Here is a 24,035-nt window from a genome sequence, read left to right as displayed (position 1 = left end):
CGCCAGGGAGCCGGGGGCCGGGTCAGCGGCGGGTTAGTTCGGTGTCGCCGGCCAGGCGGGCGGCGCGGTCCGCCTCGGCCAGCGCGTCGAGCACGCCGTCGAGGTCACCGGCGAGGGCCAGATCCAGGTTGTACGCGGTGTAACCGATCCGGTGGTCGGTGATCCGGTTCTGCGGGAAGTTGTAGGTGCGGATCCGCTCCGAGCGGTCCACGGTGCGCACCTGCGCCTTACGCGCGTCGGAGGCGGCCGCGTCGGCCTGCTCCTGCGCCGCCGCGAGCAGCCGGGCCCGCAGGATCCGCATCGCCTGCTCCCGGTTCTGCAGCTGCGACTTCTCGTTCTGGCAGGACACCACGATGCCGGTCGGCAGGTGGGTGATCCTGACCGCCGAGTCGGTGGTGTTCACCGACTGCCCACCGGGGCCGGACGAGCGGAACACGTCGATCCGCAGCTCGTTCGGGTCGATCGTGACGTCGACCTCCTCGGCCTCCGGCAGGACGAGCACACCGGCCGCGCTGGTGTGGATGCGGCCCTGCGACTCGGTGACCGGGACGCGCTGCACCCGGTGCACCCCGCCCTCCCACTTGAGGCGGGACCAGACCCCGTTGCCGCCCTCCGGCACGCCCTTGGTCTTGATCGCCAGCGAGACGTCCTTCATCCCACCGAGGTCGGAGTCCTGGGCGTCGATCACCTCGACCAGCCAGCCCCGCCGCTCGGCGTACCGGGTGTACATCCGCAGCAGGTCACCGGCGAAGAGCGCCGACTCCTCGCCACCCTCGCCGGCCTTGATCTCGACGATCACGTCCTTGGCGTCGTGCGGATCGCGCGGGATCAGCAGCTCCGCCAGCCGCTCCTCCAGCGCCGGCATCGTCCCGGCGATCGAGTCGACCTCGGCGGCGAAGGACGGATCCTCCGCGGCCAGCTCCCGGGCGGCGGCCAGGTCGGCGCGCGCCTGGGCCAGCTCACCGGCCGCCTTGTGCAGCGGCACCAGCTCGGCGTACCGGCGACCGACCCGGCGGGCGACCGCCTGGTCGGCGTGGATGGCCGGGTCGGCCAGGCGCTTCTCCAGGTCCGCGTACTCGTCGAGAAGGGCGGTCAGACGCTCGCTGCTCATGCTGCGGATGCTCCTTCGACGCGAGGACGGAGGGCCGGCGTACCGGAGGGGAACCGGCGGTAATACGGACGGCGCCCGCGTCCGGTGGGAAACCGGACGCGGGCGCCGAACGAGGAGTTACTTGGCCTTCTTGGCCTGAACCTTGGCGTACTTCTGCTGGAACTTCGCGACCCGACCGGCGGTGTCCAGCACGCGCTGCTTACCGGTGTAGAACGGGTGGCAGGCGCTGCAGGTCTCGACGCTGATCTCGCCGCCCTTGGCGGTGCTGCGGGTCGTGAAAGTGTTGCCGCAGGAGCAGCGGACCTCGGTGGTCACGTACTCCGGGTGGATGTTGGGCTTCATGTCGCCTCGGTCCTTTCGTCGGTGGTCGCCGGGTCGCCGTCGCCACCCGCCGCATGTACGACGGGCTCAGGCGTGAACCGGAACCGGTGGCCGATTGACCAGTGTGCCATGGCTGCCGGCCTGACCCGTCATCGGGCGGCACCGCTGGTCCGGCTTCGACAACGCACGGCGTCCCACCGGCATTCCCGTCCGCTGTCCGGGCATTCACCCGGCACCCACCCCCGGGTCGTACCCCGGGTGGGGCACGATCGACCCCGCGCCGCAGGGCGCCCGCCGGAGGCCGACGACGGAGGTGTACGCGATGCCCCGCCTGATCGCGACCCGCGGGCTGCCCGCCTCGGGAAAGACCACCTTCGCCCGTACGCTCCAGCCGTCCGTGGTCCGGGTGAACCGCGACGACCTGCGGCGGATGCTGCACGGCGAGCGGTTGTTCACCCAGTGGGCGGAGGCCCAGGTGACCACCGCCCAGCGGGCCCAGGTCGAGGCGCTGCTCCGGGCCCGGGCCGACGTCTGCGTGGACGACACCAACCTGCGCGCCCGGACGCTGCGGGACTGGGCCGAGCTGGCCGAACGGTACGGCGCCGAGTTCGAGGTGCACGACTTCACCGACGTCCCGCTGGACGAGTGCCTGCGCCGGGACGCCGCCCGGCCGGAGCCGGACCGGGTCGGCGAGGCCGCGATCCGCCGGCTGCACGAGCGCTACCTGGCGGGGCGTCCGCTGCCGCTGCCGGTGCCGCAGGCCCGCGCCGGCCGCCCGAAGCGGGTGCACCCCGCCCCGGCGGGAGCGCCGGAGATCGTTCTGGTGGACATCGACGGCACCGTCGCGCTGCACGTCTCCCGCAGCCCGTACGACATGACGCGGGTCGCCGAGGACGAGCCGAACGAGGCGGTGATCGCCGCGGTCCGGGCCATGCACGCGGCCGGGTACGGGGTGGTCTTCTGCTCCGGCCGGGACGCCTCGGCGCGGGTCGACACGATGGCCTGGCTGGCGCGGCACGTCCGGGTGCCGTACCTCGCGCTGCACCTGCGGGCGGTGGGTGACGCCCGGAAGGACTCGATGGTCAAGCGGGAGATCTACGAGCGGGAGGTGCGGGACCGCTACCGGGTGGTCGGTGTCTTCGACGACCGGGCGCAGGTGGTCCGGATGTGGCGTTCCCTGGGCCTCACGGTGTTCCAGGTCGCCGACGGGGACTTCTGAGGCGGAGGGGCCCCGGCGACCGGGGCCCCTCCCCTGCTCAGGCGGCAGCGCGCAGCGCCGTGGTGATGGTGGCCTGGGCGCGTACGCCGTTGACCGTCACCGCCAGCACCAGCGAGGCGCCGGGGCGCAGCGCGGTGAGCCGGCCGGTGGCCGGGTCGAACCGGGCCACGTGCCACGGTCGCAGCCCGGTCAGCGGCCCGATGTGCACGTTCGGCGACGCGGACCAGTCGGCGCTCACCGGCGCGGCCACCGGGACCGTACGCCCACCCGGCTGGGTCAGCGTGGCGGTGACCGTGACCGGCTTGCCGAGGGCGACGCCGGTCGGGGCGTTCACCGCGAGCCGGTCGGTGTGCGCGTGCACCTCGGCCGTCACCCAGCGCGGCCCGTCGGCGAGCGGGTCCCGCCGGGCCCGGTCGGCCTCGGCGGGGCTGACCGGGTCGACGCCGAACTCGGTCCAGCCGGTGAAGCCGCCCCGGTCGGCCGGGGTGGAGGGCGTCTTGCCGGAGTTGCCGTTGATCACGTACGGGACGCCGTCCACCCGCTCGGCGTGGAACGTGCCGACGTGCCCGCCGACGAAGAGCGCGCCCTTGCCGGTGCGGTGCTGGAAGTCGGCGAGCCACTGCTCCAGGAGCGCCGCCTCCTTCCGGTCGCCGAGCTGGCTCGCCTGCGCCGGGCTGGGATCGCGCGGTGGATGGTGGTGCAGTACGACGACGGAGCCGACGGCCGGGTCGGTGGCCGCCGAGTCGAGCGCCTCGCGCAGCATCCGCACCTGGTCGAAGCCGCCACCACGCAGGGAGCCGGTGGAGGTGTCCAGCGTCACGAAGCGGGTGCCCCGGTGGTCGAGGACCCGTGACGTGTCGCCGAAGACGGCCCGGAAGTTGCTGATCGGCGCGCCCATGATCTCGTGGTTGCCGGGCACGTAGTACCAGGGCAGTTCGTCGCCGAGCTCCTCGTCGAGCAGCCGTTTCGCGAGTTCGAAGTCGGCCGGGTAGGCGGTGTCCACCAGATCACCGTTGATCACCAGGAAGTCCGGGCGGGACGCCTTGATCTCGCGCAGCGTACGGCGGGCCTGGGCGACCAGCTCACTCTCCGGGTCGGCCGCGACGAACTGGGCGTCGGACATCACGGCGAAGCGCCACGGCGCGGCGTCGACGGTGCCGTCGGTGACCACCACCCGGTCGGTCTCCGGCTCTTCGGCGGGTACGTCCACCGACGGCGGCACCTTGGCCACCAGGTCGTCGATGACGATCTCGCTGGTGTACTGGGCAGCGGCGTCGGTCTCGGCCACGTAGAACCGCCGGATCCGCACCGGGTACTGCACCCCGGCCGGAACGGCGAACTCCACGTACCGCCATCCGGTCCAGGTGATGTACGGCCCGCGCAGCACGTGCTGGGTGTCCTGGGCGTCGTGCAGGTGCAGGCTCGGCCACTCCCCCTTGCCGTTGCCGTGGATCCACATTCCGAACGCCTGCGGTTGACCGGGGACCTCGATCCAGGCCGGCGGGTCCGCGTACGCGGCGCGGGTGCCGGTGGACTGGCCGAAGTCGTACGAGAGCTTCAGGCCGGTGCCGGTGTGGCCCGGCACGGGAGCGACGGATCCGCTCGCCCGCGCCTGGCTGAACCTCCAGGCGGCCCCGTCCTCGAAGTCCGCCACCGGCTGGTCGGTCAGCCCGATGGTGACCGGGACGACGGTGCGCTCCCCTCGGACCTGGACGGTGACGAGGGCGGCACCGGTGTCGCGCAGCGCGGTGACCGTGAGGTTGCCGTCGTCGTCGGGGACGATCCGCAGCAGGTCGTGGTCGTACTCCAGCTCCAGGTCGGCGGGCTCGATCGGAGCGGTGTTCCCCTCGGCGTCGCGTCCGACCACGCCGAGGCGTGCCTTGCCGTCGAGCCCGGTCAGGCCGACCCGCTCGACCGTGGCGTCGATGCCGGCGAGCGGCCCGAGGACGGTGAGGTCGAGCGATCCGGTGGCGCCACCTCGGCGCGCGGTGACGGTCGCCGGGCCGGGCAGCAGGGCGCGGAAGATGTTGTCGCCGTCCACCCGGCCGCGCGTCGCGGGTCGGGTCTGCCAGCTCGGCCTGCCGGCCGCCGGACCGTACGTCTCGTCGTGGCCGGCGGCGGTGAGGCGGCGGCTGAGCCCGGGGAAGACCCGGTCCGGCCGGCCGCCGCGGACCGGGGAGACGCCCGGCGCGGCGGTCGGGTCGGCGGCCGTTCCCACCCAGTAGCCGGTCAGCCGCCCGCTGCCCTTCGGGGCGTAGAGGGCGAGGCCGTTGGGGACGGGGCGCTCGGAGCCGTCCGAGGGGCTGTTCTCCACCTGGACGGCGGCCGCGCCCGGCTCGCGGGCGAGCAGCGTCGAGGAGCCGCCGCCGTCGAGGTTGAGCGCGTTCTGCGCACCCAGCTCGGCCATCATCCGGCCCATCTCGGTCTGCGTGACGCCTCGGCTGTCGACCTGCCGGCCGTCCACCGTCAGCATGATCATTTTTCGGCCGTCGGCGGTGAAGCCGACAGCCGTGCGCGGCGCCAGCGACGGATCCGCGATCGTCTGCACCACGCCGTCGCGGACCAGCACGTTCCCGCCGCCGACCGCGGCGTGCAGGTTGCTGCCGTCGGACGGCTTCGGCTGCCAGGCCACCTCCACCGGGTCACCGGGGCGCAGCCCGGCGAGCGCGTCGGCGCCGCCCTCCCGGCCGAGCAGGAGGGTGGTCCCGGCGGGGATGGGTCCGCTGCCCGCTGCCGGGTCCACCCGGGCCACGTGACCGTCGACCACGGTGACCTCGGTGACGCGCGTCGCGCCGGAGACCGCCCGCTCGCGGGGGTACGTCCCCCAGAGCGCGGTGAAGACACCGACGCCGCCGGCCTGGACCATGTTGTTGAACTGGGTGAGCGTGACCGCTCCGGTGGGCAGGGTGGCGGTGCCGTCGAAGTTCACCTCGACGACCCGGCCGACGCCCTGGCTCGTCACCGCCACCGCGTTGCGGTGCCCGCTTACCGCCGACTGGATGAGTTCACCGTCGCGGATGCCGACCCCCTGCGCGGCTCCGGAGTTGTTGATGTCGAAGAAGTCGCCGTTGACCGCGGCGACCGCGCGGGTACGGTCCACGGCGGCGCGCAGCGGCTCTGTTCCGCTGACCACGCCGGAGTTGACGTAGTCCACGGTGACGCCGCCGTTGAGGTCGGCGGTGAGCGCGTCGGCGCGCAGCCAACCTTCGGCGTCGTATCGGTCGAAGGAGGTGAGCTGGACTCCGGGCGCGACGGGGCGGCTGGTCCTCGTGGTCTCCAGTCCACCGGCCGGCTCGACGTCGACGTCGGGGACGGGGACGGGGGCGGTGGCGGTGGCCGGCGCGGCGTAGCCGGCGGTGGTCGGCGCGGCGGTGGCCGGTGGTGGGCCGGCCAGGGTCAGCAGCGGCGTCAGCAGCAGGACGCCGGCGAGGTGGGCGGATCGTCTGCGGGTACGCATGGACGACAGTCAACCGGACACTGAATAGAAGTTTCAATAGCGTCCGCATGAATGGAGGAAAGCTGCACTCATGTCCGGCGATGTCGATCCGGAGTGGAGCGATGGGACGGGAAGTCGCCGCGCCGGCCGGTACAGCAGGAGGGGCACGGCCGACCGGCCGTGCCCCTCCTGTCGCCTCCTACCCCGGGGTCACTCCCCCGGCGTGGACTTCGCGATCTGCATCAGGAACTCGATGTTGGTACGCGACTGCTTGAGCCGGTCCAGCAGCAGATCCAGAGCCGCCTGAGAGTCCAGCGAGTGCAGGACCTTCCGCAGCTTGTGGATGATGGCCAGCTCCTCCGGCGCGAGCAGGACCTCCTCCTTGCGGGTACCGGAGGGGTTGATGTCGATCGCCGGGAAGACCCGCTTGTCGGCAATCTTCCGGTCCAGCTTCAGCTCGGCGTTGCCGGTGCCCTTGAACTCCTCGAAGATGACCGTGTCGGCCATCGAGCCGGTCTCCACCAGCGCGGTGGCGAGGATGGTCAGCGACCCGCCGTTCTCGATGTTGCGGGCCGCGCCGAGGAAGCGCTTCGGCGGGTAGAGCGCGGTGGAGTCGATACCGCCCGACATGATCCGGCCGCTGGCCGGGGCCGCCAGGTTGTACGACCGACCGAGCCGGGTCACCGAGTCGAGCAGCACGACCACGTCGTGTCCCAGCTCGACCAGGCGCTTCGCGCGCTCGATCGCCAGCTCGGCCACCGTCGTGTGGTCCTGCGGCGGGCGGTCGAACGTGGCCGCGATGACCTCGCCCTTCACCGACCGCTGCATGTCGGTGACCTCTTCGGGACGCTCGTCCACCAGCACCACCATCAGGTGGCACTCCGGGTTGTTGCGGGTGATCGCGTTCGCGATCGCCTGCAGCACCATCGTCTTACCGGCCTTCGGCGGTGAGACGATGAGCGCCCGCTGCCCCTTGCCGATCGGCATGACCAGGTCGATCACCCGGGTGGTCAGGATGTGCGGCTCGGTCTCCAGCCGCAGCCGCTCCTGCGGGTAGAGCGGGGTCAGCTTGTAGAACTCCGGCCGACGCCTGGCCTCCTCCGGCTCCATCCCGTTGATGGTGTCCAGCCGGACCAGCGGGTTGTACTTGTCCCGCCGCTGCTCGCCCTCGCGAGCCGCCCGGACGGCACCGGTGATCGCGTCACCGCGACGCAGGCCGTACTTCTTGATCTGCGACATCGACACGTACACGTCGTTCGGGCCGGCGAGGTAGCCGGTGGTCCGGACGAAGGCGTAGTTGTCGAGCACGTCGATGATGCCGGCCACTGGGACGAGCACGTCGTCCTCGCCGACCTGCGGCTCACGGGCACCCTCGCCGCCCTCGGCACGCTCACCACGGCCGCGGCGACGGTCCCGGAAGCGGCTGCGCCGGCCCCGCCGGCCACCGCCCTCGCCGTCGTCGTCGCCGTCGAGCTCCCGCTCGGCACGCTGGCCCCGGTCACCACGGTCGTTGCGGTCACCACGGTCACCGCGGTCGTTGCGGTCACCGCGATCGTTGCGGTCCGCGCGCTCAGCCCGGTCGCCGCGCTCGGCCCGCTCGTTGCGGTCCCCACGCTCGCCGCGCTCGGCCCGCTCGTTGCGCTCACCGCGGTCACCACGCTCGGCACGGTCGCCGCGCTCGGCACGGTCGCCGCGCTCGGCACGGTCGCCGCGCTCGGCACGGTCGCCGCGCTCGTTGCGGTCACGCCCACCGCGGCCCTCGCCCCGATCGGCACGCTCACCGGTCTCGGCCGTCTCGGTCCGAGTCTCGGCGACACGCTCCTCGGTACGCGCCCGACGCCGACCCCGGCCGCGACCCTCGGTCTCGGTGGTGGCCTGCTCGGCGGGCGCCGCCTCGGCGGTACGCCGCTCGGCCTCCGGCCGCTCAGTCGTCTCCCGCACCTCGGCGTGCACCTCCTCACGGGCCGGAGCAGCCGCGGCCGCGACCTCGGCCCGAGGTCGAGGGGTCCCGGCGGCGGCGCCGCCCTGCCGCTCGGAGATCGCGCTGATCAGCTCGCCCTTGCGCATGCGGGCCGTGCCGGAGATGCCGAGCGACGCGGCCAGGCTCTGGAGCTCTGGCAGCAGCATCGCCGACAGACCGGTGCCGCTGCGCCGCCGACGAGCGGGAGCGGCGGTGGTGGCTTCGCCAGCGACGTTGGAAACATCCGACGTCACGTCGGTGGTGTCGCTCAATGGATTCCTTCCCTCGATAGGCCGTGACTGCCCGGAGTCGACAAAGCAGGTGGCCGGGCGGCCTCGGTGCACCCGCCTCGCGTGAGCGCGTCGCGGGAGTCTGTGACACAGCAGCCGGTCCGTTTCCGACTCACCAGCCTCGGTGAGCAGGTCTCGCCGTCTGCGGCGACCTGCGGAAACTGCGGTGCGGCGTGGCCTTGGCAGGGGTGACGGGCTTACCGCCGAGAGCTTCGGGGGTGCGCCGACCCGCAGGAAGATCGCATGCTTCGCGGCTGTGCTAAGTCTAGAGCGTAATCAACTCTTCCGACCTGCGGCAACAGGGTCCCGCTCGGCGTGTCCAAGTCTACCCCGGGTGACCCGGGCACCGCTGACATCTATCGGTAACCGCCAGACCTGCCAGTCTCTTCCCGCGTCGAAGCCCTCCGGCGGAGCGCTGAGCGCCAGCACCGCCGGCCCGGCCCCACTGACCACAGCCGCCACACCGGCCTCACGCAGCTCGCTGACCAGGGCGGCCGTCTCGGGCATCCCGTCCGCGCGGTAATCCTGGTGCAGCCGATCGAGGGTGGCCGGCAGCAGCAGCGCGGGGTCGGCGGTGAGCGCGTGCACGAGCAGCGCCGCCCGCCCCGCGCTCAACGCGGCGTCACCGTGCGGCACCGCGGTCGGCAGCGCCGCGCGGGCCACCGCGGTCAGCCCGCGCCCGCCGGGCACGAAGACCGTGGGGCGTACGCCCTCGGCGACCGGACGGGTGACCGCCCGCGCGCCGGACGGCTCCGTCCAGGCGATCGTGAAACCTCCGAGCAGGCAGGGCGCCACGTTGTCGGGATGGCCCTCCAGCTCAGCGGCGAGTCGGAGCACGGCAGCGCCGTCGAGCCGACGCTCTCCGTCGACCACCAGCGCCCGGGCCAGCAGCACACCGGCGACGATCGCCGCGGAGGAGGAGCCCAACCCGCGGGCCTGCGGGATGCGGTTGACGCACTCGACGGCCAGCCCCGACGGCTGCCCGCCGAGCCGGTCGAAGGTGGCACGCATGGACCGGACCACGAGGTGACGGTCGTCGGTGGGCAGCTCGCCCGCGCCCTCCCCGGAGACGGTGACCCCGACGCCCGACGGGGCGATCTCCGCCGACACGTCGTCGTAGAGCCCGAGGGCGAGCCCCAGCGCGTCGAAGCCCGGCCCCAGGTTTGCGCTGGTGGCGGGAGCCCGGACGCGGACCGGCCCGGCTTCGAAGTTCTTCGGCACCGGCTCATGCTATGGCCCGGCTCCGACATCCCCGCCGTCCGCCCGACCCGTGAGATTCCGCCGTCTCCGCTAGCCTGTGCCGCGATCACGGATCGGAGGCCGGGTGAGTCCCTTCTGGTACACGGCGGTGCAAGCGCTCAGCCACCTACCGTCCCTGCTGGTGCTGGTGATCGGTCTGGTGCTGACCGGCGTGGCCCGGAGACGACTGCCCGGCCGCCCCCTCAGGCTGATGGTCGCCGGTCTGGGAGTGCTGCTGGTCGACGTCGGCCTCGGAGTCGGTGTGTCGTTCGTACTGCCCGCCCTGCTCTCGGCCGAGGCGACCGGGAGCCCCGGTTTCGACGTCGTGCAACTGGTCGTGGTGACGGGCTTGATCAGCACCCTGCTGCAGCCGGCCGGGCTGGGCCTGGTCATCGCGGCGGCGCTGACCGGCCGTCGTACGCCTGAACCGGTGCCGGCCACCGGCCCGGGGAGCTGGCCGACGTCGCCCGTGGCAACGGCGATCCCGAGCGGCGCTCCGTACGCGGGCGACCTCCCGCCGCTGCCGGCGCCGGCCCACCCGGCTGTCCCGTCGGTCAGCGGGCCGGCTCGGGAACCGGATCGGTGAGGGAGAGTCGCCGGGTGGCGATCCGCCAGCCGACCGCATAGACCACGGTGACCAGGCCGCAGCCGGCGAGCACCACCCGCTCGTCCACCGCGTCGACCACGAGCGCGACGGCGAGTTGGCTGATCGAGATGGCCAGCGTCGCCAGCATCATGTCGGTGGCGAACACGCGCCCGCGCAGCCGGTCCGGCACCTCACCCTGCAGCGCGTAGTTCGACATAACCCAGTTGCTGCCGCCGGCGAAGTGGGCCACGAAGACCAGCACCAGCACCAGCGGGAACCAGCCCACCGCCGAGGTGCCGAGGTAGGCCAACCCGTACAGGGACATCGACACGGCCAGGCCGGGCAGCAGCAGCGACCGGTTGGTGAGCACCCGCCGCATCAGGATGGGCCCGACCAGCGCCCCCGCGCCGCGGACCGCGAAGAGCAGCCCGGTGCCGGCCGGCCCGGCCCCGTACACGGCGGCCAGCAGCGGGAAGACCGTCAGCACGCCGTTGCCCAGGCCGACCGCCGACTTCACGGTCACCAACGCCAGCACCCGCGGGCGATGTCCGATGTAGCGCAACGCCTCGCTGACCGCGGCCCACGCCCGCTGCGGCGGCACGCCGGGCTCCCGCGGGGCCTGCAACGGCCGGCGGATCGTCGCGGCCAGGATCGCGGCGAGCGCCAGGCCGACCGCGGCGATCCAGAAGCAGGCGTACGGCCCGACCCGGTCGCTGAGCACGCCGCCGAGCGAGGCGCCGACGACCGTCATGGTCCCCCACGCCGAGCCGGCGATCGCGTTGCCGGCGGCCAGCTCCTCCGGGTCGAGGACGTTGGGCAGGGCGGCCTGGGCGGCGGGCGAGTAGAAGCCCTTGGCGACCGCGACCACCCCGATCGCCAGCAGGCCGAGCCAGGCGGTGTCGGCGCTGCGGACGCCGAGCAGGAGCAGCACCCCGAGCAGGGCGGCCACGTTCGCCGCCATCATGATCTTCCGCCGGTCGAACCGGTCGGCGATGGCGCCGGTGAACGGCAGCAGCAGCGCCACGACGCCGGTGTCCACGGCCAGCACCAGCGCGCCCCACACGCCGCTGCCGGTGAGCTGCGGCAGCAGCACCAGCAGCGGAACCATGACGAACCAGTCGGCTCCGAAGACCACCAGCTCGGCGAGGAAAAGATTGCGGAAATTCCGGTTGTGGGTAAGGACCGACAGGGTGGACGCCACGGACCAGGACCCTACTCCGCCGGCCGGAACACCCCTGCGCGGTACGCCCGTCCGTCTCGAATGGAACGCCCCCGGCGGATCGGAACCCGCCGGGGGCGTACCTGGAGCTGTGCTGCCTACTCGGTGGGCGGCAGCGGCGAGGTGCGGCTCTTGGGCAGCTTGAGCACCTCGAACTGGTCGGTGCCGTCGATCAGCGCCGCCGAGGGAGCGGGCCGCGTCTCCGGCCGGTTCCCGTTGCCGTTGCCCGCGTCCGTCCGGGCGCCCGCGGGGACCGGTTCGGGCTCGGCCGCCGTACCCGCCGGGTCGGTCGGCTCCGCCGGCCCCGCCGGCGAACCGTCGGCCCGCCGCCGACGCCGCTCCCGCAACGACGCCTTGGTGTTCTCCACCATCGTGTAGAGCGTCGGTACCAGGAGCAGGGTCAGCAGCGTGGAGGTGAGCAGACCGCCGATCACCACGATCGCGAGCGGCTGCGAGATGAAGCCGCCCTCGCCGGTGAGCCCGAACGCCATCGGCAGCAACGCGAAGATGGTCGCCACCGCGGTCATCAGGATCGGCCGCAGCCGGTGCCGGCCGCCCTCGACGACCGCGTCCTGCACGCTCAGGCCCTGGGCCCGGTACTGGTTCACCAGGTCCATCAGCACGATCGCGTTGGTCACCACGATGCCGACCAGCATCAGCATGCCGATCAGCGCGGGCACCCCGAGCGGCGTCCCGGTGACCAGCAGCAGACCGATGGCGCCGGTGGCCGCGAACGGGATCGAGATCAGCAGGATCAGCGCCTGGATGAGGCTACGGAACGTGGCCACCATGATCAGGAAGACGATCGCGATCGCGACGAGCACCGCCAGCCCCAGGTCGCCGAAGGCATCCGCCTGGTCGGCGCTGACCCCGCCGATCACGAACGTCGCCCCCGGTACGTCGATCGCGTCGAGACGCTGACGCAGCTCCTCGGTGGTCGCGCCGAGGTTCGAACCGGTGGAGGTGCCGGTCACCGTGACGCTGCGCGCGCCGTCGATCCGGGTGACCTGCTGCGGACCCTCGGCCCGCTCGACGGTGGCGATGTCCCCCAGCTTCACCGGTCCGACCGGCAACGCACGCAGCTCGTCGATGCTGAGCGGCGGGTTGTCGGAGAGTCGGAGCAGCACGTTCTGCTGGCCGCCGTCGAGGGCGACCTGCCCGAGCGGAGCACCCCGGAACGCCTGCGCCACGAGCTGGCCGACCGCGGCCTCGGTGAGACCCGCTCGACCGGCCTTCACCCGGTCGACCGTGACGTCGACCCGCGGCACCCGGTCGGCGAGGCTGCTGGTGACGTCCGCCACGTCCGGCGTACCGGCCACCGCCTCCTCGGCCGCCTTCGCGGCCCGGTCGAGCACCTCCGGGTCGGCGGCCTGGACGACCACCTCGAGCCGACTCGCGGAGGCGTCCTGCCCGCCACCGAAGGTGAACTCGCCGGCGTCGGAGCCGAGCGCGTCGAACTCCTTGCGCAGCTCCTCCCGCATCTGCTGGGCGTCCGTGTCGTCGCCCAGCGCCAGCGACCAGCTGGCCACGTTGTTCCGGCCGCCACCCAGGAAGCCCAGGTCGCCGCCGCCCGCCGTCACCTGGTACGTCTCGACGCCGTCGGTCTGCTTCAGCACCGCCTCGACCTTGCGGGCCGCCTCGTCGGTGGCGGCCAGGCCGGTGCCGGCCGGCAGCTCCTGACGGATGCTCAGGGTGTCCTGCCCAGAGTCGTCGAGGAAGTTCGTGTCCAGCTTGCTGGCGAGACCGAACGTGCCGAAGAGCACCAGCACGCCCAGCCCGACGGTGATCCACCGGGTGCGGCGGGTACGGGTGGCGAAGCCGATCGCCGGCAGGTACGCCCGCTGAAGCGGGCTGCGCAGCTCCTTCTCCTCCGCGGCCCGGCGTACGGCGGCGTCGTCCGGAGTGCCGCCCGAGGGCTTCAGGAACCAGTACGCGAGCACCGGGATGACGGTGAGCGCGACCAGCAGCGAGGCGAGCAGCGCCACGGTCACCGTGATGGCGAACGGCGCGAAGAGCTGCCCGACGAAGCCACCCACCAGGGCGATGGGGGCGAAGACGGCGACCGTGGTGAGGGTGGACGCGGTGACCGCGCCGGCCACCTCGCGTACGGCGTTGACGATCGCGTCGCGCTTCGGCTCGCCGTACCCGAGATGTCGTTTGATGTTCTCCAACACGACGATCGAGTCGTCCACCACCCGGCCCACCGCGATGGTCAGCGCGCCGAGGGTGAGCAGGTTGAGCGAGTAGTCACCGATCCAGAGCGCGATCAGCGCGACCAGCACCGAGAGCGGGATGGAGACCGCGGTGACCACGGTGGAGCGGACCGACAGCAGGAAGACCAGGATGACGATGACCGCCATGACCAGGCCGAGCAGGCCCTCGGTGGTGAGGCTCTCGATCGACTTCTCCACGAAGGGCGCCTGGTCGAAGATCACCGTCAGCCCGGCGCCGGAGGCGTCGCGCAGCGCGTCGAGCCGGTCGCGGATCTCGTGCGAGATCTGCACCGCGTTGCCGTCCGGGCTGGCGGTGACCGCGATGCCCAGGCTCTCCTCGCCGTTGGTGCGGGTGATCGCGGTGGCCGGGGCGAGCGTCTCCTCGACGGTCGCCACGTCGCCGAGCCGGACCGGGTTCGCCCCGGGCGCGACGACGATGCCGCGCAGGTCGTCGAGGGTGCCCACCGGGGTGCCGACCTGGACCGGGAGCGCCTGGGCGCCGTCGGTGACCGTGCCCGCCGGCACCGCGACGCCGTTGGTCTTCAACGCCGTCCCGATCGCGCTCGGGTCGAGCTTCGCGGCGGCCAGCTTCGCCAGGTTGGGCTTGACGACCACCACGTCGCTGCGGGTGCCGGTCAGTTCGACGGTCCGCACCCCGTCGATCGCCTCCAGCTCCGGCAGCACCTCGGCGCGCAGGTTGTCGGCGAGGGCACGCTCGTCACCGCCACCGGTGGCGGCGATCACCACCGCCGGCAGGTCGTCGGTGCTGCCCGCGAGCACCTGTGGCTCCACGCCCTCCGGCAGCTGCGCGCCGATCCGGTTCAAAGCGGTCTGCATCTTGTTGACCGTGTCGTCGAGGTCGGTGCCGAACTCGAACTGCACCTGGACGGTCGCCATGCCCTCGCGCGATGTCGAGTTGACCGTCTCCAGGCCGGGCAGGCCCTGGAGGCTGTTCTCGATCGGCTCGACGACCTGGGACTCGACGATCTCGGGTGTCGCGCCGGGGTAGGTGGCCATCACGAAGGCGGCCGGGAACTCCAGCGACGGCAGCAGTTGCTGCTTGAGCGACGGCACGGCGAACAGTCCGAAGACGGTGGTCACCACCGCGATGAGGGCGACCAGCCCTCGGTTGGCAAGGCTTGATCTGGCGAGCAGCGACATCGGCCTGGCTCACTCCTAGAAAAATTTGCAGGGCATGCAAAGTGTGCCCGACCCGCTCGCCCCGCCCCGCGCCGGGTACTGAGCAGTACCCCAGCTCTCATCCGCCCCCACCGGCACGGCCCGCCCCCGCCCCCGCCTCCACCCCGCCTCCACCCCGGTGATCAAGAGGTTTGCGTCACTCCGTTCGGCGTGTCGCACCGCAAACCTCTTGATCAACGGAGCCAGGCGGTGGGGCCGGGAGGCCGGCCCGGGAGGTGGGGGGTGGAGGGGTGGGGGTTAGGCCAGGTCTAGGGAGCGGGCGGCCGCTAGGGGGTCGTTCTGGATGGTGATCGGGGCGGGCGCGGTGGAGATCGCCCACTCCGGATCCTTGAGCCCGTGCCCGGTGACCGTGCACACCACGCTGGCCCCGGCCGGGATCCGGCCCGCGGCCGCCTGCTGGAGCAGCCCCGCCACGCTGGCCGCGCTCCCCAGCTCCACGAAGGCCCCGACCTCCCGGGCGAGCAGCCGGTACGCGGAGAGGATCTCCCGGTCCGTCACCGCCGCGATCAGCCCGCCGGAGGCCTCCCGGGCGTCGATCGCCCGGGTCCAGCTGGCCGGATTGCCGATCCGGATGGCGGTGGCGATCGTCGACGGTTCGCGTACCACCTCGCCGGTGACCAGCGGCGCCGCCCCGGAAGCCTGGAAACCGAACATCTTCGGGGCGCGGGTGGCCCGCCCGTCCGCCAGTTCCTCGCTGTAGCCCATCCAGTAGGCCGAGATGTTGCCCGCGTTGCCGACCGGCAGGCAGTGAATGTCCGGCGCGTCGCCGAGCGCCTCGACGATCTCGAACGCGGCCGTCTTCTGGCCGTGCAGCCGGTCGATGTTCACCGAGTTGACCAGCGCCACCGGATAGTCCTGGGCGAGCTTGGCGGCGAGCGCGAGGCAGTCGTCGAAGTTGCCGTTGACCTGGAGCAGCTTCGCGCCGTGCACCAGCGCCTGAGCCAGCTTGCCCAACGCGATCTTGCCCTGCGGCACGAGCACCGCGCAGGTCAGGCCGGCGCGGGCCGCATACGCGGCGGCGGAGGCGCTGGTGTTGCCGGTGGAGGCGCAGATGATCACCTTGTTGCCGGCCTCGACCGCCTTGGAGACCGCGACCGTCATGCCGCGGTCCTTGAAGGAGCCGGTCGGGTTGGCCCCCTCCACCTTGAGGTGCACGTCGCAGCCGAGCCGCGCGGAGAGCACCGGCGCCGGCAGCAGCGGCGTGTTCCCCTCGTTCAGGGTGACGACGGGCGTGGCGTCGGTGACCGGCAGTCGGTCCCGGTACGCCTCGATCAGACCACGCCACATGTCGCTCTCCTCGCCTCGTCCGCTCCACCGACCAGGGGCACGCCAAGCCTGGACCAGCCTCGCCGACCGGCCCCCGAAACACCCCCCGTTACCCACCTGGCGGGACACCCCTCGACGCGCGGCACGCGCCGCCGCCGTCCACGCCGTGCCTGACGCGGCTCACGACCGTTCCGTCGCAGCTCCACCGCCGGGCGCACGCCCGGCGCCGGCCCCGGTCGCCCTCGCCGGAGACCCGTCACCGGGTCAAACGAGTCACACCCCGCCCTCGACCCGGAGCACGCTGGTCACCGAACGGACCATCTCCAGACCCCGCAGCTCGGAGACGGTCGCGGCGAGCGCGGCGTCCGGCGCGACGTGGGTGACGATGACCAGGTCCGCATCCGTGCCGCTGCCGGGCGTCGAGCCCTCCGCCGGGCCCTGGCGCACCGTCGCGATCGACACCTCGTGCCGGGCGAACACCCCGGCCACCGCGGCCAGCACACCCGGCCGGTCGGCCACGTCGAGGCTCACGTGGTAGCGGGTGAGCGCCTCCCCCATGGGCCGTACGGAGAGGTCGGCGTACGCGCTCTCGCTGGCCGCGCGCACCCCGGCGAGCCGGTTGCGGGCGACCGCCACCACGTCGCCGAGCACCGCGCTGGCGGTCGGCGCCCCGCCCGCGCCACGGCCGTAGAACATCAGCTGACCGGCCGCCTCCGCCTCGACGAAGACCGCGTTGAACGCGTCGCCGACACCGGCCAGCGGGTGGGTCAGCGGAATCATCGCCGGGTGCACCCGGACGTTGACGGTCTCCCGGCCGGCGGTGTCCACCCCCCGCGCGGCGATGCAGAGCAGCTTGATGGTGCACCCCATCGCCTTGGCGCTGGCCACGTCGGCGGCGGTGACCTCGGTGATCCCCTCCCGGTGCACGTCGGCGGCGTTCACCCGGGTGTGGAACGCCAGCGAGGCGAGGATCGCCGCCTTCGCCGCCGCGTCGAAGCCCTCCACGTCGGCCGTCGGGTCGGCCTCGGCGTACCCCAGCTCGGTCGCCTCCTCCAGCGCCTCGGCGAAGCCGGCGCCGGTGGCGTCCATGGCGGAGAGGATGAAGTTGGTGGTGCCGTTGACGATGCCGGTGACCTGGGTGATCCGATCCCCGTGCAGCGACTCGCGCAGCGGGCGCAGCAACGGGATCGCCCCGGCCACCGCGGCCTCGTAGTAGAGGTCCGCGCCGCCCTCGGCGGCCGCGTCGTGCAGCGCGCCGCCGTCCTCGGCGAGCAGCGCCTTGTTGGCGGTCACCACGCTCTTGCCGGCCCGCAGCGCCTCGACCAGCCAACCGCGCGCCGGCTCGATGCCACCCACCACCTCGACCACGACGTCCACGTCGTCCCGCTTGATCAGGCCGAGCGGGTCGGTGGTGAAGATCGCCGGGTCCACCGGCAGCTCGCCGCGGTCACGACCGAGCCGGCGTACGGCGATGCCGGCGAGCTCCAACGGGGCGCCGATCCGGGCGGCGAGGTCGGTCGACTGCTCGTGCAGCAGCCGCACCACCTCCCCGCCGACGGTGCCGCAGCCGAGCAGCGCCAGGCGCACAGGTGAGGTCATCCAACATCCAATGCGAGCAGGTCCTCTTCGGTCTCCCGCCGGACGATCAGACGTGCCTGGCCGTGACGCACCGCGACCACCGGGGGGCGCGGCACGTGGTTGTAGTTGCTGGCCATGCTCCGGCAGTAGGCGCCGGTGCCGGGCACCGCGACAAGATCTCCGGGCTGCACGTCGGCGGGCAGGAATTCATCCTTCACCACGATGTCCCCGGACTCACAGTGCTTTCCCACCACGCGGGCGAGCATCGGCTCGGCGGCCGACGCCCGGGAGGCCAACGTCGCGGAGTAGGAGGCGTCGTAGAGGGCCGTACGGATGTTGTCGCTCATTCCGCCGTCGACGCTGACGTAGGTGCGGATGCCGTCGACGTCCTTGACCGTGCCCACCTCGTAGAGGGTGAACACGGCCGGGCCGACGATCGCCCGACCGGGCTCGATGGAGAGGCGCGGCACCGCCAGCCGCTCGGCCTCGCACTCGCCGTCGACGATCTTGCGGAGCCGCTTCGCCAGGTCCTCCGGCGCGGCCGGGTGGTCCTGGGTGGTGTACGCGATGCCGAAGCCGCCGCCGAGGTCCAGCTCGGGCAGCTCCACGCCGCGGGCGTCGCGGATCTGCGCCTGGAGCGCGAGCACCCGTCGGGCGGAGACCTCGAAGCCGCTGGCGTCGAATATCTGCGACCCGATGTGCGAGTGCAGGCCGCGCAGCTCCAGCACGTCCTCGTCGAGGATCTTGAAGGCGGCCGCCGCGGCCGCTCCACCGGCGAGCGAGAAGCCGAACTTCTGGTCCTCGTGGGCGGTGGCGATGAACTCGTGCGTGTGCGCCTCGACGCCGACGGTGACCCGGACCAGCACCCGGGGGCGTACGCCCCGCTCGCGGGCGAGCGCCGTCAGCCGGTCGATCTCGGTGAACGAGTCGACGATGATCCGCCCGACCCCGGCGTCCACCGCCCGGGTCAGCTCGGCGATCGACTTGTTGTTGCCGTGGAAGCCGATCCGCTCCGGCGGCATCCCGGCGGCCAACGCCGTGGCCAGCTCACCGCCGCTGCACACGTCGAGGTGCAGCCCCTCCTCGTCGATCATCCGGACCACGGCCCGGCAGAGGAAGGCCTTGCCGGCGTAGTAGACGTCCACGTCGGGGAAGGCGTCCCGGAAGTCCCGGCAGCGCGACCGGAGATCGTCCTCGTCCAGCACGTAGACCGGGGTGCCGAACTCGGCGGCGAGGTCGCGCACGCTCAGCCCGGCGACGCTGAGCGCGCCGTCGTCGGCACGCCGGACGGTGCGCGGCCAGAGCGCCGGCATCAGGGCGTTGACGTCTTCCGGCGTACGCAGCCAGCCCGGCCCGCGGCTGCCGATCTCACCGTGCAGCGCGCCGGCCTCGTGAGCCCGCATCAGTACCACCTTCCGTTCGCGACTGCGGGGCTCGCAAGCTCACTCCTCGCGCTCACCGACTACATCCTCTCCGGTGCGGTGACGCCGAGCAGGTGCAGGCCGTTGGCGATCACGGTCCGGGTGGCGTCGTTGAGCCAGAGCCGGGCCCGGTTGCCGTCGCCGATCGGCTCGTCGCCGCGCGGCAGGATCCGGCAGGCCGGCTCGTCGTAGAACCGGTGATAGGCCGGCGCGACCGTCTCCTCGAGGTAACGCGCCACCCGGTGCGGCTCCCGCAGCTCGGCGGCGGTGGCCACCACGGCGGGGAACTCGGCGAGCGCCTTGAGCAGCTCGTTCTCTTTCTCGTTGCCGAGCAGCTCGGGACGGAAGTCGGCGCTGTCGCCGCGGACCAGCCCGACCTCAGCAGCCTGCCGGGCCACGCCAGCCGTCCGCGCGGCGACGTACTGCACGTAGTAGACCGGGTTGTCGCGGCTCGCCCGGGTCCACAGCTCGACGTCGATGTCGATCGGCGAGTCACTGGAGTAGCGCGCCAGCGCGTACCGGGCGGCGTCCACGCCGATCGCCTCGACCAGGTCCTCCAGGGTGATGACCGTGCCGGCCCGCTTGCTCATCCGCATCGGCTGCCCGTCGCGGACCAGGTTGACCAGCTGGCCGATGAGGATCTCCAGATTGCGCTCCGGGTCGTCGCCGAAGCACGCGGCCATCGCCTTCATCCGGCCGATGTAGCCGTGGTGGTCGGCGCCCAGCATGATCACGACCCGCTCGAAGCCGCGCTCCCGCTTGTCGAGGTAGTAGGCGCAGTCGGCCGCGAAGTACGTCCACTCGCCATTGGACTTGCGCAGCACCCGGTCCTTGTCGTCGCCGAACTCGGTGGTGCGCAGCCAGGTCGCCCCCTCGGCCTCGAAGACGTGGCCCTGTTCCCGCAGCCGGGCCAGGGCGAGGTCCAGCTCGCCCCGGTCGTGCAGGTCCTTCTCGTTGAAGTACGTGTCGAACTCGACCCCGAAGTCGCGCAGCGAGGAGCGGATCTCGTCGAACATCAGCGCGACGCCCTCGGTCCGGAAGACCTCCTGGGCCGCGGCGTCGTCGAGGGAGAGCACCTCCGGCCGGCGGGCCTGCACCTCGGCGGCGATCTCCGAGATGTACGCCCCGCCGTAGCCGTCCTCCGGGACCGCCTCGCCCCGCGCCGCGGCCAGCAGCGACCGGGCGAACCGGTCGATCTGGGAGCCGGCGTCGTTGAAGTAGTACTCCGTGCCGACCTCGGCGCCGGTGGCCCGCAGCAGCCGGCTCAGCGCGTCGCCGACCGCGGCCCACCGCACACCGCCGATGTGCACCGGGCCGGTGGGGTTGGCGGAGACGAACTCCAGGTTGATCCGCTGCCCGGTGAGCCGCTCGCTGCGGCCGTACTCGGCACCGGCCTCGACGATCACGCGGGCGAGCTGACCGGCGGCGGCCGCGTCCAGCCGGATGTTGAGGAAGCCGGGGCCGGCGATCTCCACGGACTTGACGCCCGGCGCCTTGCCCAGCTCCTCGGCGAGGGCGCTCGCCAGCTCCCGCGGCGGCCGACCGACCTTCTTGCTCAGCTGCAACGCCAGCGTGGAGGCGTAGTCGCCGTGCTCCGGGTTCCGGGGTCGCTCGACGGTGGTCTCCCCCGGCAGAACAGCGGGGTCGAGGCCCCGTTGGGTGAAGACGGCGTGGGCTGCGGCGAGGACGACCTCGGCGAGTTCTGCGGGAGTCACCGATCCATGTTATCGGGGGTAGACTCGGTGCCCGCGGCGGTGACCCGTTGTGCGTACCAGACCCGCCGGCTCCCTGACCGACCGACCTGACGAGGCACGATGAGCATCAGCACCCCGGGCGGCGAGCAGCGCCGTCCGACCGTGGTCAGCACGGGCAAGAAGCCGGCCGCAGGCCGGCCGGCGTCCGGCGCCAAGGCCGGATCCGGCAAGCCGACGGCAGCCCGCGCGGGCGGGGGCAAGGGTCCCCGCAAGCCGATCGCCCCGGTCAAGGTCAGTCAGGGCCGCGCCAAGGGCCCGATCATCCTCTTCGTCGTCGTGGGCCTGGTGGCCGCCGGCATCATCGGCTTCGGCGCCTGGGCCGCGTTCCAGGGCTCCAAGCCGTGGGAGGAGCGGGCCGACGCGATCAGCGGCATCGTGAACTACCGCGAGAAGGACCCGGAGCTGGTCAAGGGCAGTAACCACCAGCCCGGCCCGATCAAGTACACGGTCTCCCCGCCGGTGGCCGGCCCGCACAACCAGGCCTGGCAGAACTGCATGGGCGACGTCTACGACGCCCCGATCGCCAACGAGCACGCGGTGCACAGCCTGGAGCACGGGGCGATCTGGATCACCTACCGCCCCGACCTCCCGGCCGACCAGGTCAGCAAGCTCGCCGAGAAGGTGCGCGGCAACGAGAAGATGCTCATGAGCCCGTTCGAGGGGCTCGACAAGCCGATCTCGCTGCAGGCCTGGGGCTACCAGCTCAAGCTCGACAACGCCGACGACAGCCGGATCGACGAGTTCGTGAAGACGCTGCGGGTGAACGCCTCGATCGAGGGGCCGACCGCGCTGTGCAACCAGGGCATCACCGCCACCGGCACCACGCCGCGTGACGACGGTGTGCAGATGCCGACCCAGTAAGGATCGTGATGACGGCTCCCGCCACGCTTGACAGCTCACCCGAATCCCCGGCCGCCGACGGCGGCCGGAGGTCCGGCACCCGCCTCGGCCTGGTGGGAGTCGCCGTCGCCGTCGTGGTCGCCCTGCTCCTCGGTTTCGCGGGGGGCCTGCTGACCCCCCGGTTGACCCGCCCCGGTGACGACTCGGTGGAGGCCGGCTTCGCCCGGGACATGACCGCCCACCACGCCCAGGCGGTCGAGATGGGGATGATGGCGTTCCAACGGGGCACCGACCCCGAGGTACGCCAGATCGGCGGCGACATCGCCAGCGGCCAGCAGGGCGAGATCGGCATCATGCAGACCTGGCTCCGCGGATGGGGGCTGGATCCGACCGGGTCGCAGCCGCGTATGGCGTGGATGCCGGACGGCGCGAGCCTGGTCAAGAACGGGCTGATGCCGGGCATGGCCACCCCGCAGGAGATGGAGCGGCTGCGCGCCGCCCAGGGCCGGGAGTTCGACCTCCTGTTCCTGAACATGATGATCAATCACCACCTGGGCGGTATCCACATGATCGACGGCGTGCTCGATGCCGGCGACGAGTCGGAGGTGCTCCGGACGGCGCAGATCATGAAGAACACCCAGCAGACCGATCTCACCAACCTGCAGAACGCGAAGAAGCGCCTCGGCGGCTGACGCGTCGCTGACTCTCCCGACGACCGAGAGGTCTGGATCAACCGGTTCCACCGGCCGATCCGGACCTCTCGGTCGTTTCCGGCCGGTTGGCGCGGTGATCGACCCCGACCCACGCGGAGATCTTCGTCCAGCACACCGAGCATCCTGCGCGCTTTGGGCGGTCTGCCCGATTACGTGCGTTGGAGAGTTTTCTCCACACATATCGTGACCAGTTGCGATTCGGGCTCGTTGCGCAAGACGTGGGGGTTGCACTGAGAGACGCACGGCGTTCGGTCACCAGCTGGTGCCGTCGCCACACCATCGGCGGTGACGGGGCGGTGGCAGCCGCCCGTCGCGGACAGCGGCAGAGCGAGCCGGGAATGCTCAGCCGCGAACAGGAACTCGAACTGATCGACACCCTGCGAGGTGTCCACCCGGACCAGTTCGATCTGGATGAGGAGCTGTGGACGCGGCAGAGCCTGACCGCCCTCATCCAGCGTCAGTTCGAGCTGCCGATGGACGCCGGCGCGGTCGGGGCGTACCTGCGGGCCTGGGGGTTGGGTCCGCGGGAGCCCCGCGAGCGGGCCTGCGGGCTCTGCGTGGGCGCGGTCGAGCGCTGGGTACGCAGCGAGTACCCGGCGATCACCCGGGCCGCCCAGGAGCACCTCGCCGAGGTCTACTGGATCGGTCGGGTCCGCCTGCGCGGCACGATGCCGGCGGCGGACGTCATCTCCGCCGTCTCCTCCCGCGGCCGGGTGCGTTTCATGATCACTACCCCGAACGTCGACCCGCCGCTGCCCCGTGACTTCGTCCTGCGGCTCAGCGGCGCGGAGGAGCGCACGGTGCACCTGATCGTGGACGGCTCGTGGGCCCGCAACGAGTGGCCTCGCCGGCTACCCCGGCGGATCGTGCTGCACCCCCTGCCCAGCTGCGGCCGAGCCCAGGCCGCCTGACCCTGCGGTGCGGTCGCTCAGAACCGTGTTGATCAAGAGGTTTGCGTCAACTTCCGCGCGGATCCTGACGCAAACCTCTTGATCAACACGTCCAGGGGCAGGGTGGGGTGGGTGAGGTTGAACAGGGGTGACGCGCGCGACGGATACCGATTCGGCGTTCGTACCGGGCGTTTGCTAGTCTTTCCCAGTCGCTGAGCCCCCGTAGCTCAGGGGATAGAGCACCGCCCTCCGGAGGCGGGGGCGCAGGTTCGAATCCTGCCGGGGGCACACTTGCTAAGGAAGCTTGACCAGCACTGAAGGCCGTTGACCAGGCAACTGGGCAGCGGCCTTCGTCGTTGTCTCGAACCGGGTCCGGCGCTCCACCGCCTGGTGTTCCTCCGCGTGCCGGCTCTCTCGTCGTTCGCCTGAGCCGGCCCGCGTCCCGCGCACTCCTGCTGAGCCGTCAGCGCGGGGTCGACGTCCGTGTCCGGGACCGGCTGGTCACCGCTTGCGCGCGGCGAACCCGCCGGCGACGGCCAGGATGACCCCGCCGACGATGAGCGCGTAGCACAGCAGTTGCAGGATCCCGCCGCCGATGTTGGGGCCACCCCATGCCTCGGGGAACGCCTGTCGCGCCCAGAGGTTGGTGAGCGCACCCACCAGGCCGGCGACTGCCGCGAATGCGCCGAGCTTCACCAGTCGCACCGCGATCTCCCCCCCTGCGGAACCCGGGGCCCGAGCCACCGTCCACAGAGTAACTCCGGCCGGGGCACGCGCAG

At 72.3% G+C, this 24,035-nt stretch carries 17 protein-coding genes and 1 tRNA gene; 6 read left to right on the top strand and 12 right to left on the bottom strand.

Going from position 1 to position 24,035, the window contains the following annotated elements; genetic code table 11:
* Nucleotides 1–22 precede the first annotated feature (22 nt).
* Together prfA and rpmE are read right to left on the bottom strand one after the other, a co-directional pair.
* Complete coding sequence (gene prfA, locus D7044_RS12425; protein WP_120679471.1) at nt 23–1,111, bottom strand: peptide chain release factor 1; 1,089 nt, start codon at nt 1,109–1,111, stop codon at nt 23–25.
* Between the two features lie 117 nt (nt 1,112–1,228).
* Nucleotides 1,229–1,453, bottom strand: a complete 225-nt coding sequence (rpmE, locus tag D7044_RS12420; RefSeq protein WP_120679469.1) for a 50S ribosomal protein L31 — start codon at nt 1,451–1,453, stop codon at nt 1,229–1,231.
* A gap of 301 nt (nt 1,454–1,754) precedes the next feature.
* On the opposite strand from rpmE, the gene D7044_RS12415 reads away from it, so the two are divergent.
* Entirely contained in the window at nt 1,755–2,651 is an 897-nt protein-coding gene (locus tag D7044_RS12415; RefSeq protein ID WP_120679890.1) for a phosphatase domain-containing protein, read from the top strand.
* A 37-nt stretch (nt 2,652–2,688) separates the two neighbouring features.
* Here D7044_RS12415 and D7044_RS12410 read toward each other — a convergent pair whose 3' ends face one another.
* The 3 genes from D7044_RS12410 to thrB all read right to left on the bottom strand — a co-directional run bounded on the left by D7044_RS12410 (nt 2,689) and on the right by thrB (nt 9,558).
* Nucleotides 2,689–6,108: a phosphodiester glycosidase family protein gene (locus D7044_RS12410; protein ID WP_120688904.1), complete on the bottom strand. Its 3,420-nt coding sequence runs from the start codon at nt 6,106–6,108 to the stop codon at nt 2,689–2,691.
* Nucleotides 6,109–6,297: 189 nt separating this feature from the next.
* On the bottom strand, nt 6,298–8,319 hold the full coding sequence (rho, locus tag D7044_RS12405; protein ID WP_120688903.1) for a transcription termination factor Rho: 2,022 nt from the start codon (nt 8,317–8,319) through the stop codon (nt 6,298–6,300).
* Nucleotides 8,320–8,613: 294 nt separating this feature from the next.
* A complete protein-coding gene (gene thrB / locus D7044_RS12400) occupies nt 8,614–9,558 on the bottom strand; it encodes a homoserine kinase (protein WP_120688902.1) in 945 nt (314 codons plus the stop codon).
* 103 nt (nt 9,559–9,661) lie between these two features.
* On the opposite strand from thrB, the gene D7044_RS12395 reads away from it, so the two are divergent.
* Nucleotides 9,662–10,162, top strand: a complete 501-nt coding sequence (locus D7044_RS12395) for a hypothetical protein (protein WP_120688901.1) — start codon at nt 9,662–9,664, stop codon at nt 10,160–10,162.
* Here D7044_RS12395 and D7044_RS12390 read toward each other — a convergent pair.
* From D7044_RS12390 to argS, 6 genes are all read right to left on the bottom strand, one after another.
* A complete protein-coding gene (locus D7044_RS12390; protein WP_120679459.1) occupies nt 10,131–11,363 on the bottom strand; it encodes an MFS transporter in 1,233 nt (410 codons plus the stop codon). The genes D7044_RS12395 and D7044_RS12390 overlap by 32 nt on opposite strands.
* A gap of 116 nt (nt 11,364–11,479) precedes the next feature.
* Nucleotides 11,480–14,755, bottom strand: a complete 3,276-nt coding sequence (locus tag D7044_RS12385) for an efflux RND transporter permease subunit (RefSeq protein ID WP_120688900.1) — start codon at nt 14,753–14,755, stop codon at nt 11,480–11,482.
* Between the two features lie 276 nt (nt 14,756–15,031).
* Nucleotides 15,032–16,081 carry a threonine synthase gene (thrC, locus tag D7044_RS12380; protein WP_120679455.1) on the bottom strand — a complete coding sequence of 350 codons (1,050 nt, stop codon included), beginning with the start codon at nt 16,079–16,081 and terminating at the stop codon, nt 15,032–15,034.
* 252 nt (nt 16,082–16,333) lie between these two features.
* Nucleotides 16,334–17,647, bottom strand: a complete 1,314-nt coding sequence (locus D7044_RS12375; protein ID WP_199716600.1) for a homoserine dehydrogenase — start codon at nt 17,645–17,647, stop codon at nt 16,334–16,336.
* An 8-nt stretch (nt 17,648–17,655) separates the two neighbouring features.
* A complete protein-coding gene (gene lysA, locus D7044_RS12370; RefSeq protein WP_120688947.1) occupies nt 17,656–19,041 on the bottom strand; it encodes a diaminopimelate decarboxylase in 1,386 nt (461 codons plus the stop codon).
* 59 nt (nt 19,042–19,100) lie between these two features.
* Entirely contained in the window at nt 19,101–20,774 is a 1,674-nt protein-coding gene (gene argS, locus D7044_RS12365; protein WP_120679451.1) for an arginine--tRNA ligase, read from the bottom strand.
* Nucleotides 20,775–20,873: 99 nt separating this feature from the next.
* Between argS and D7044_RS12360 the strand changes: the two genes are divergently transcribed.
* From D7044_RS12360 to D7044_RS12345, 4 genes are all read left to right on the top strand, one after another.
* Complete coding sequence (locus D7044_RS12360; RefSeq protein ID WP_120688898.1) at nt 20,874–21,674, top strand: DUF3105 domain-containing protein; 801 nt, start codon at nt 20,874–20,876, stop codon at nt 21,672–21,674.
* A gap of 8 nt (nt 21,675–21,682) precedes the next feature.
* On the top strand, nt 21,683–22,345 hold the full coding sequence (locus D7044_RS12355) for a DUF305 domain-containing protein (RefSeq protein ID WP_120679448.1): 663 nt from the start codon (nt 21,683–21,685) through the stop codon (nt 22,343–22,345).
* Nucleotides 22,346–22,584: 239 nt separating this feature from the next.
* On the top strand, nt 22,585–23,277 hold the full coding sequence (locus D7044_RS12350; RefSeq protein WP_120679445.1) for a winged helix-turn-helix domain-containing protein: 693 nt from the start codon (nt 22,585–22,587) through the stop codon (nt 23,275–23,277).
* A 195-nt stretch (nt 23,278–23,472) separates the two neighbouring features.
* Nucleotides 23,473–23,544 (top strand) — tRNA-Arg (locus tag D7044_RS12345).
* 213 nt (nt 23,545–23,757) lie between these two features.
* Here D7044_RS12345 and D7044_RS12340 read toward each other — a convergent pair.
* Nucleotides 23,758–23,961, bottom strand: a complete 204-nt coding sequence (locus D7044_RS12340) for a hypothetical protein (protein WP_120688897.1) — start codon at nt 23,959–23,961, stop codon at nt 23,758–23,760.
* Between the last annotated feature and the right edge of the window lie 74 nt (nt 23,962–24,035).

It is taken from the genome of Micromonospora musae (genome assembly GCF_003626635.1).
GTDB classification, from domain to species: domain Bacteria; phylum Actinomycetota; class Actinomycetes; order Mycobacteriales; family Micromonosporaceae; genus Micromonospora; species Micromonospora musae.
Note: the sequence above shows the minus strand (reverse complement) of the source record. Positions and strands in the feature narration are given on the sequence as shown.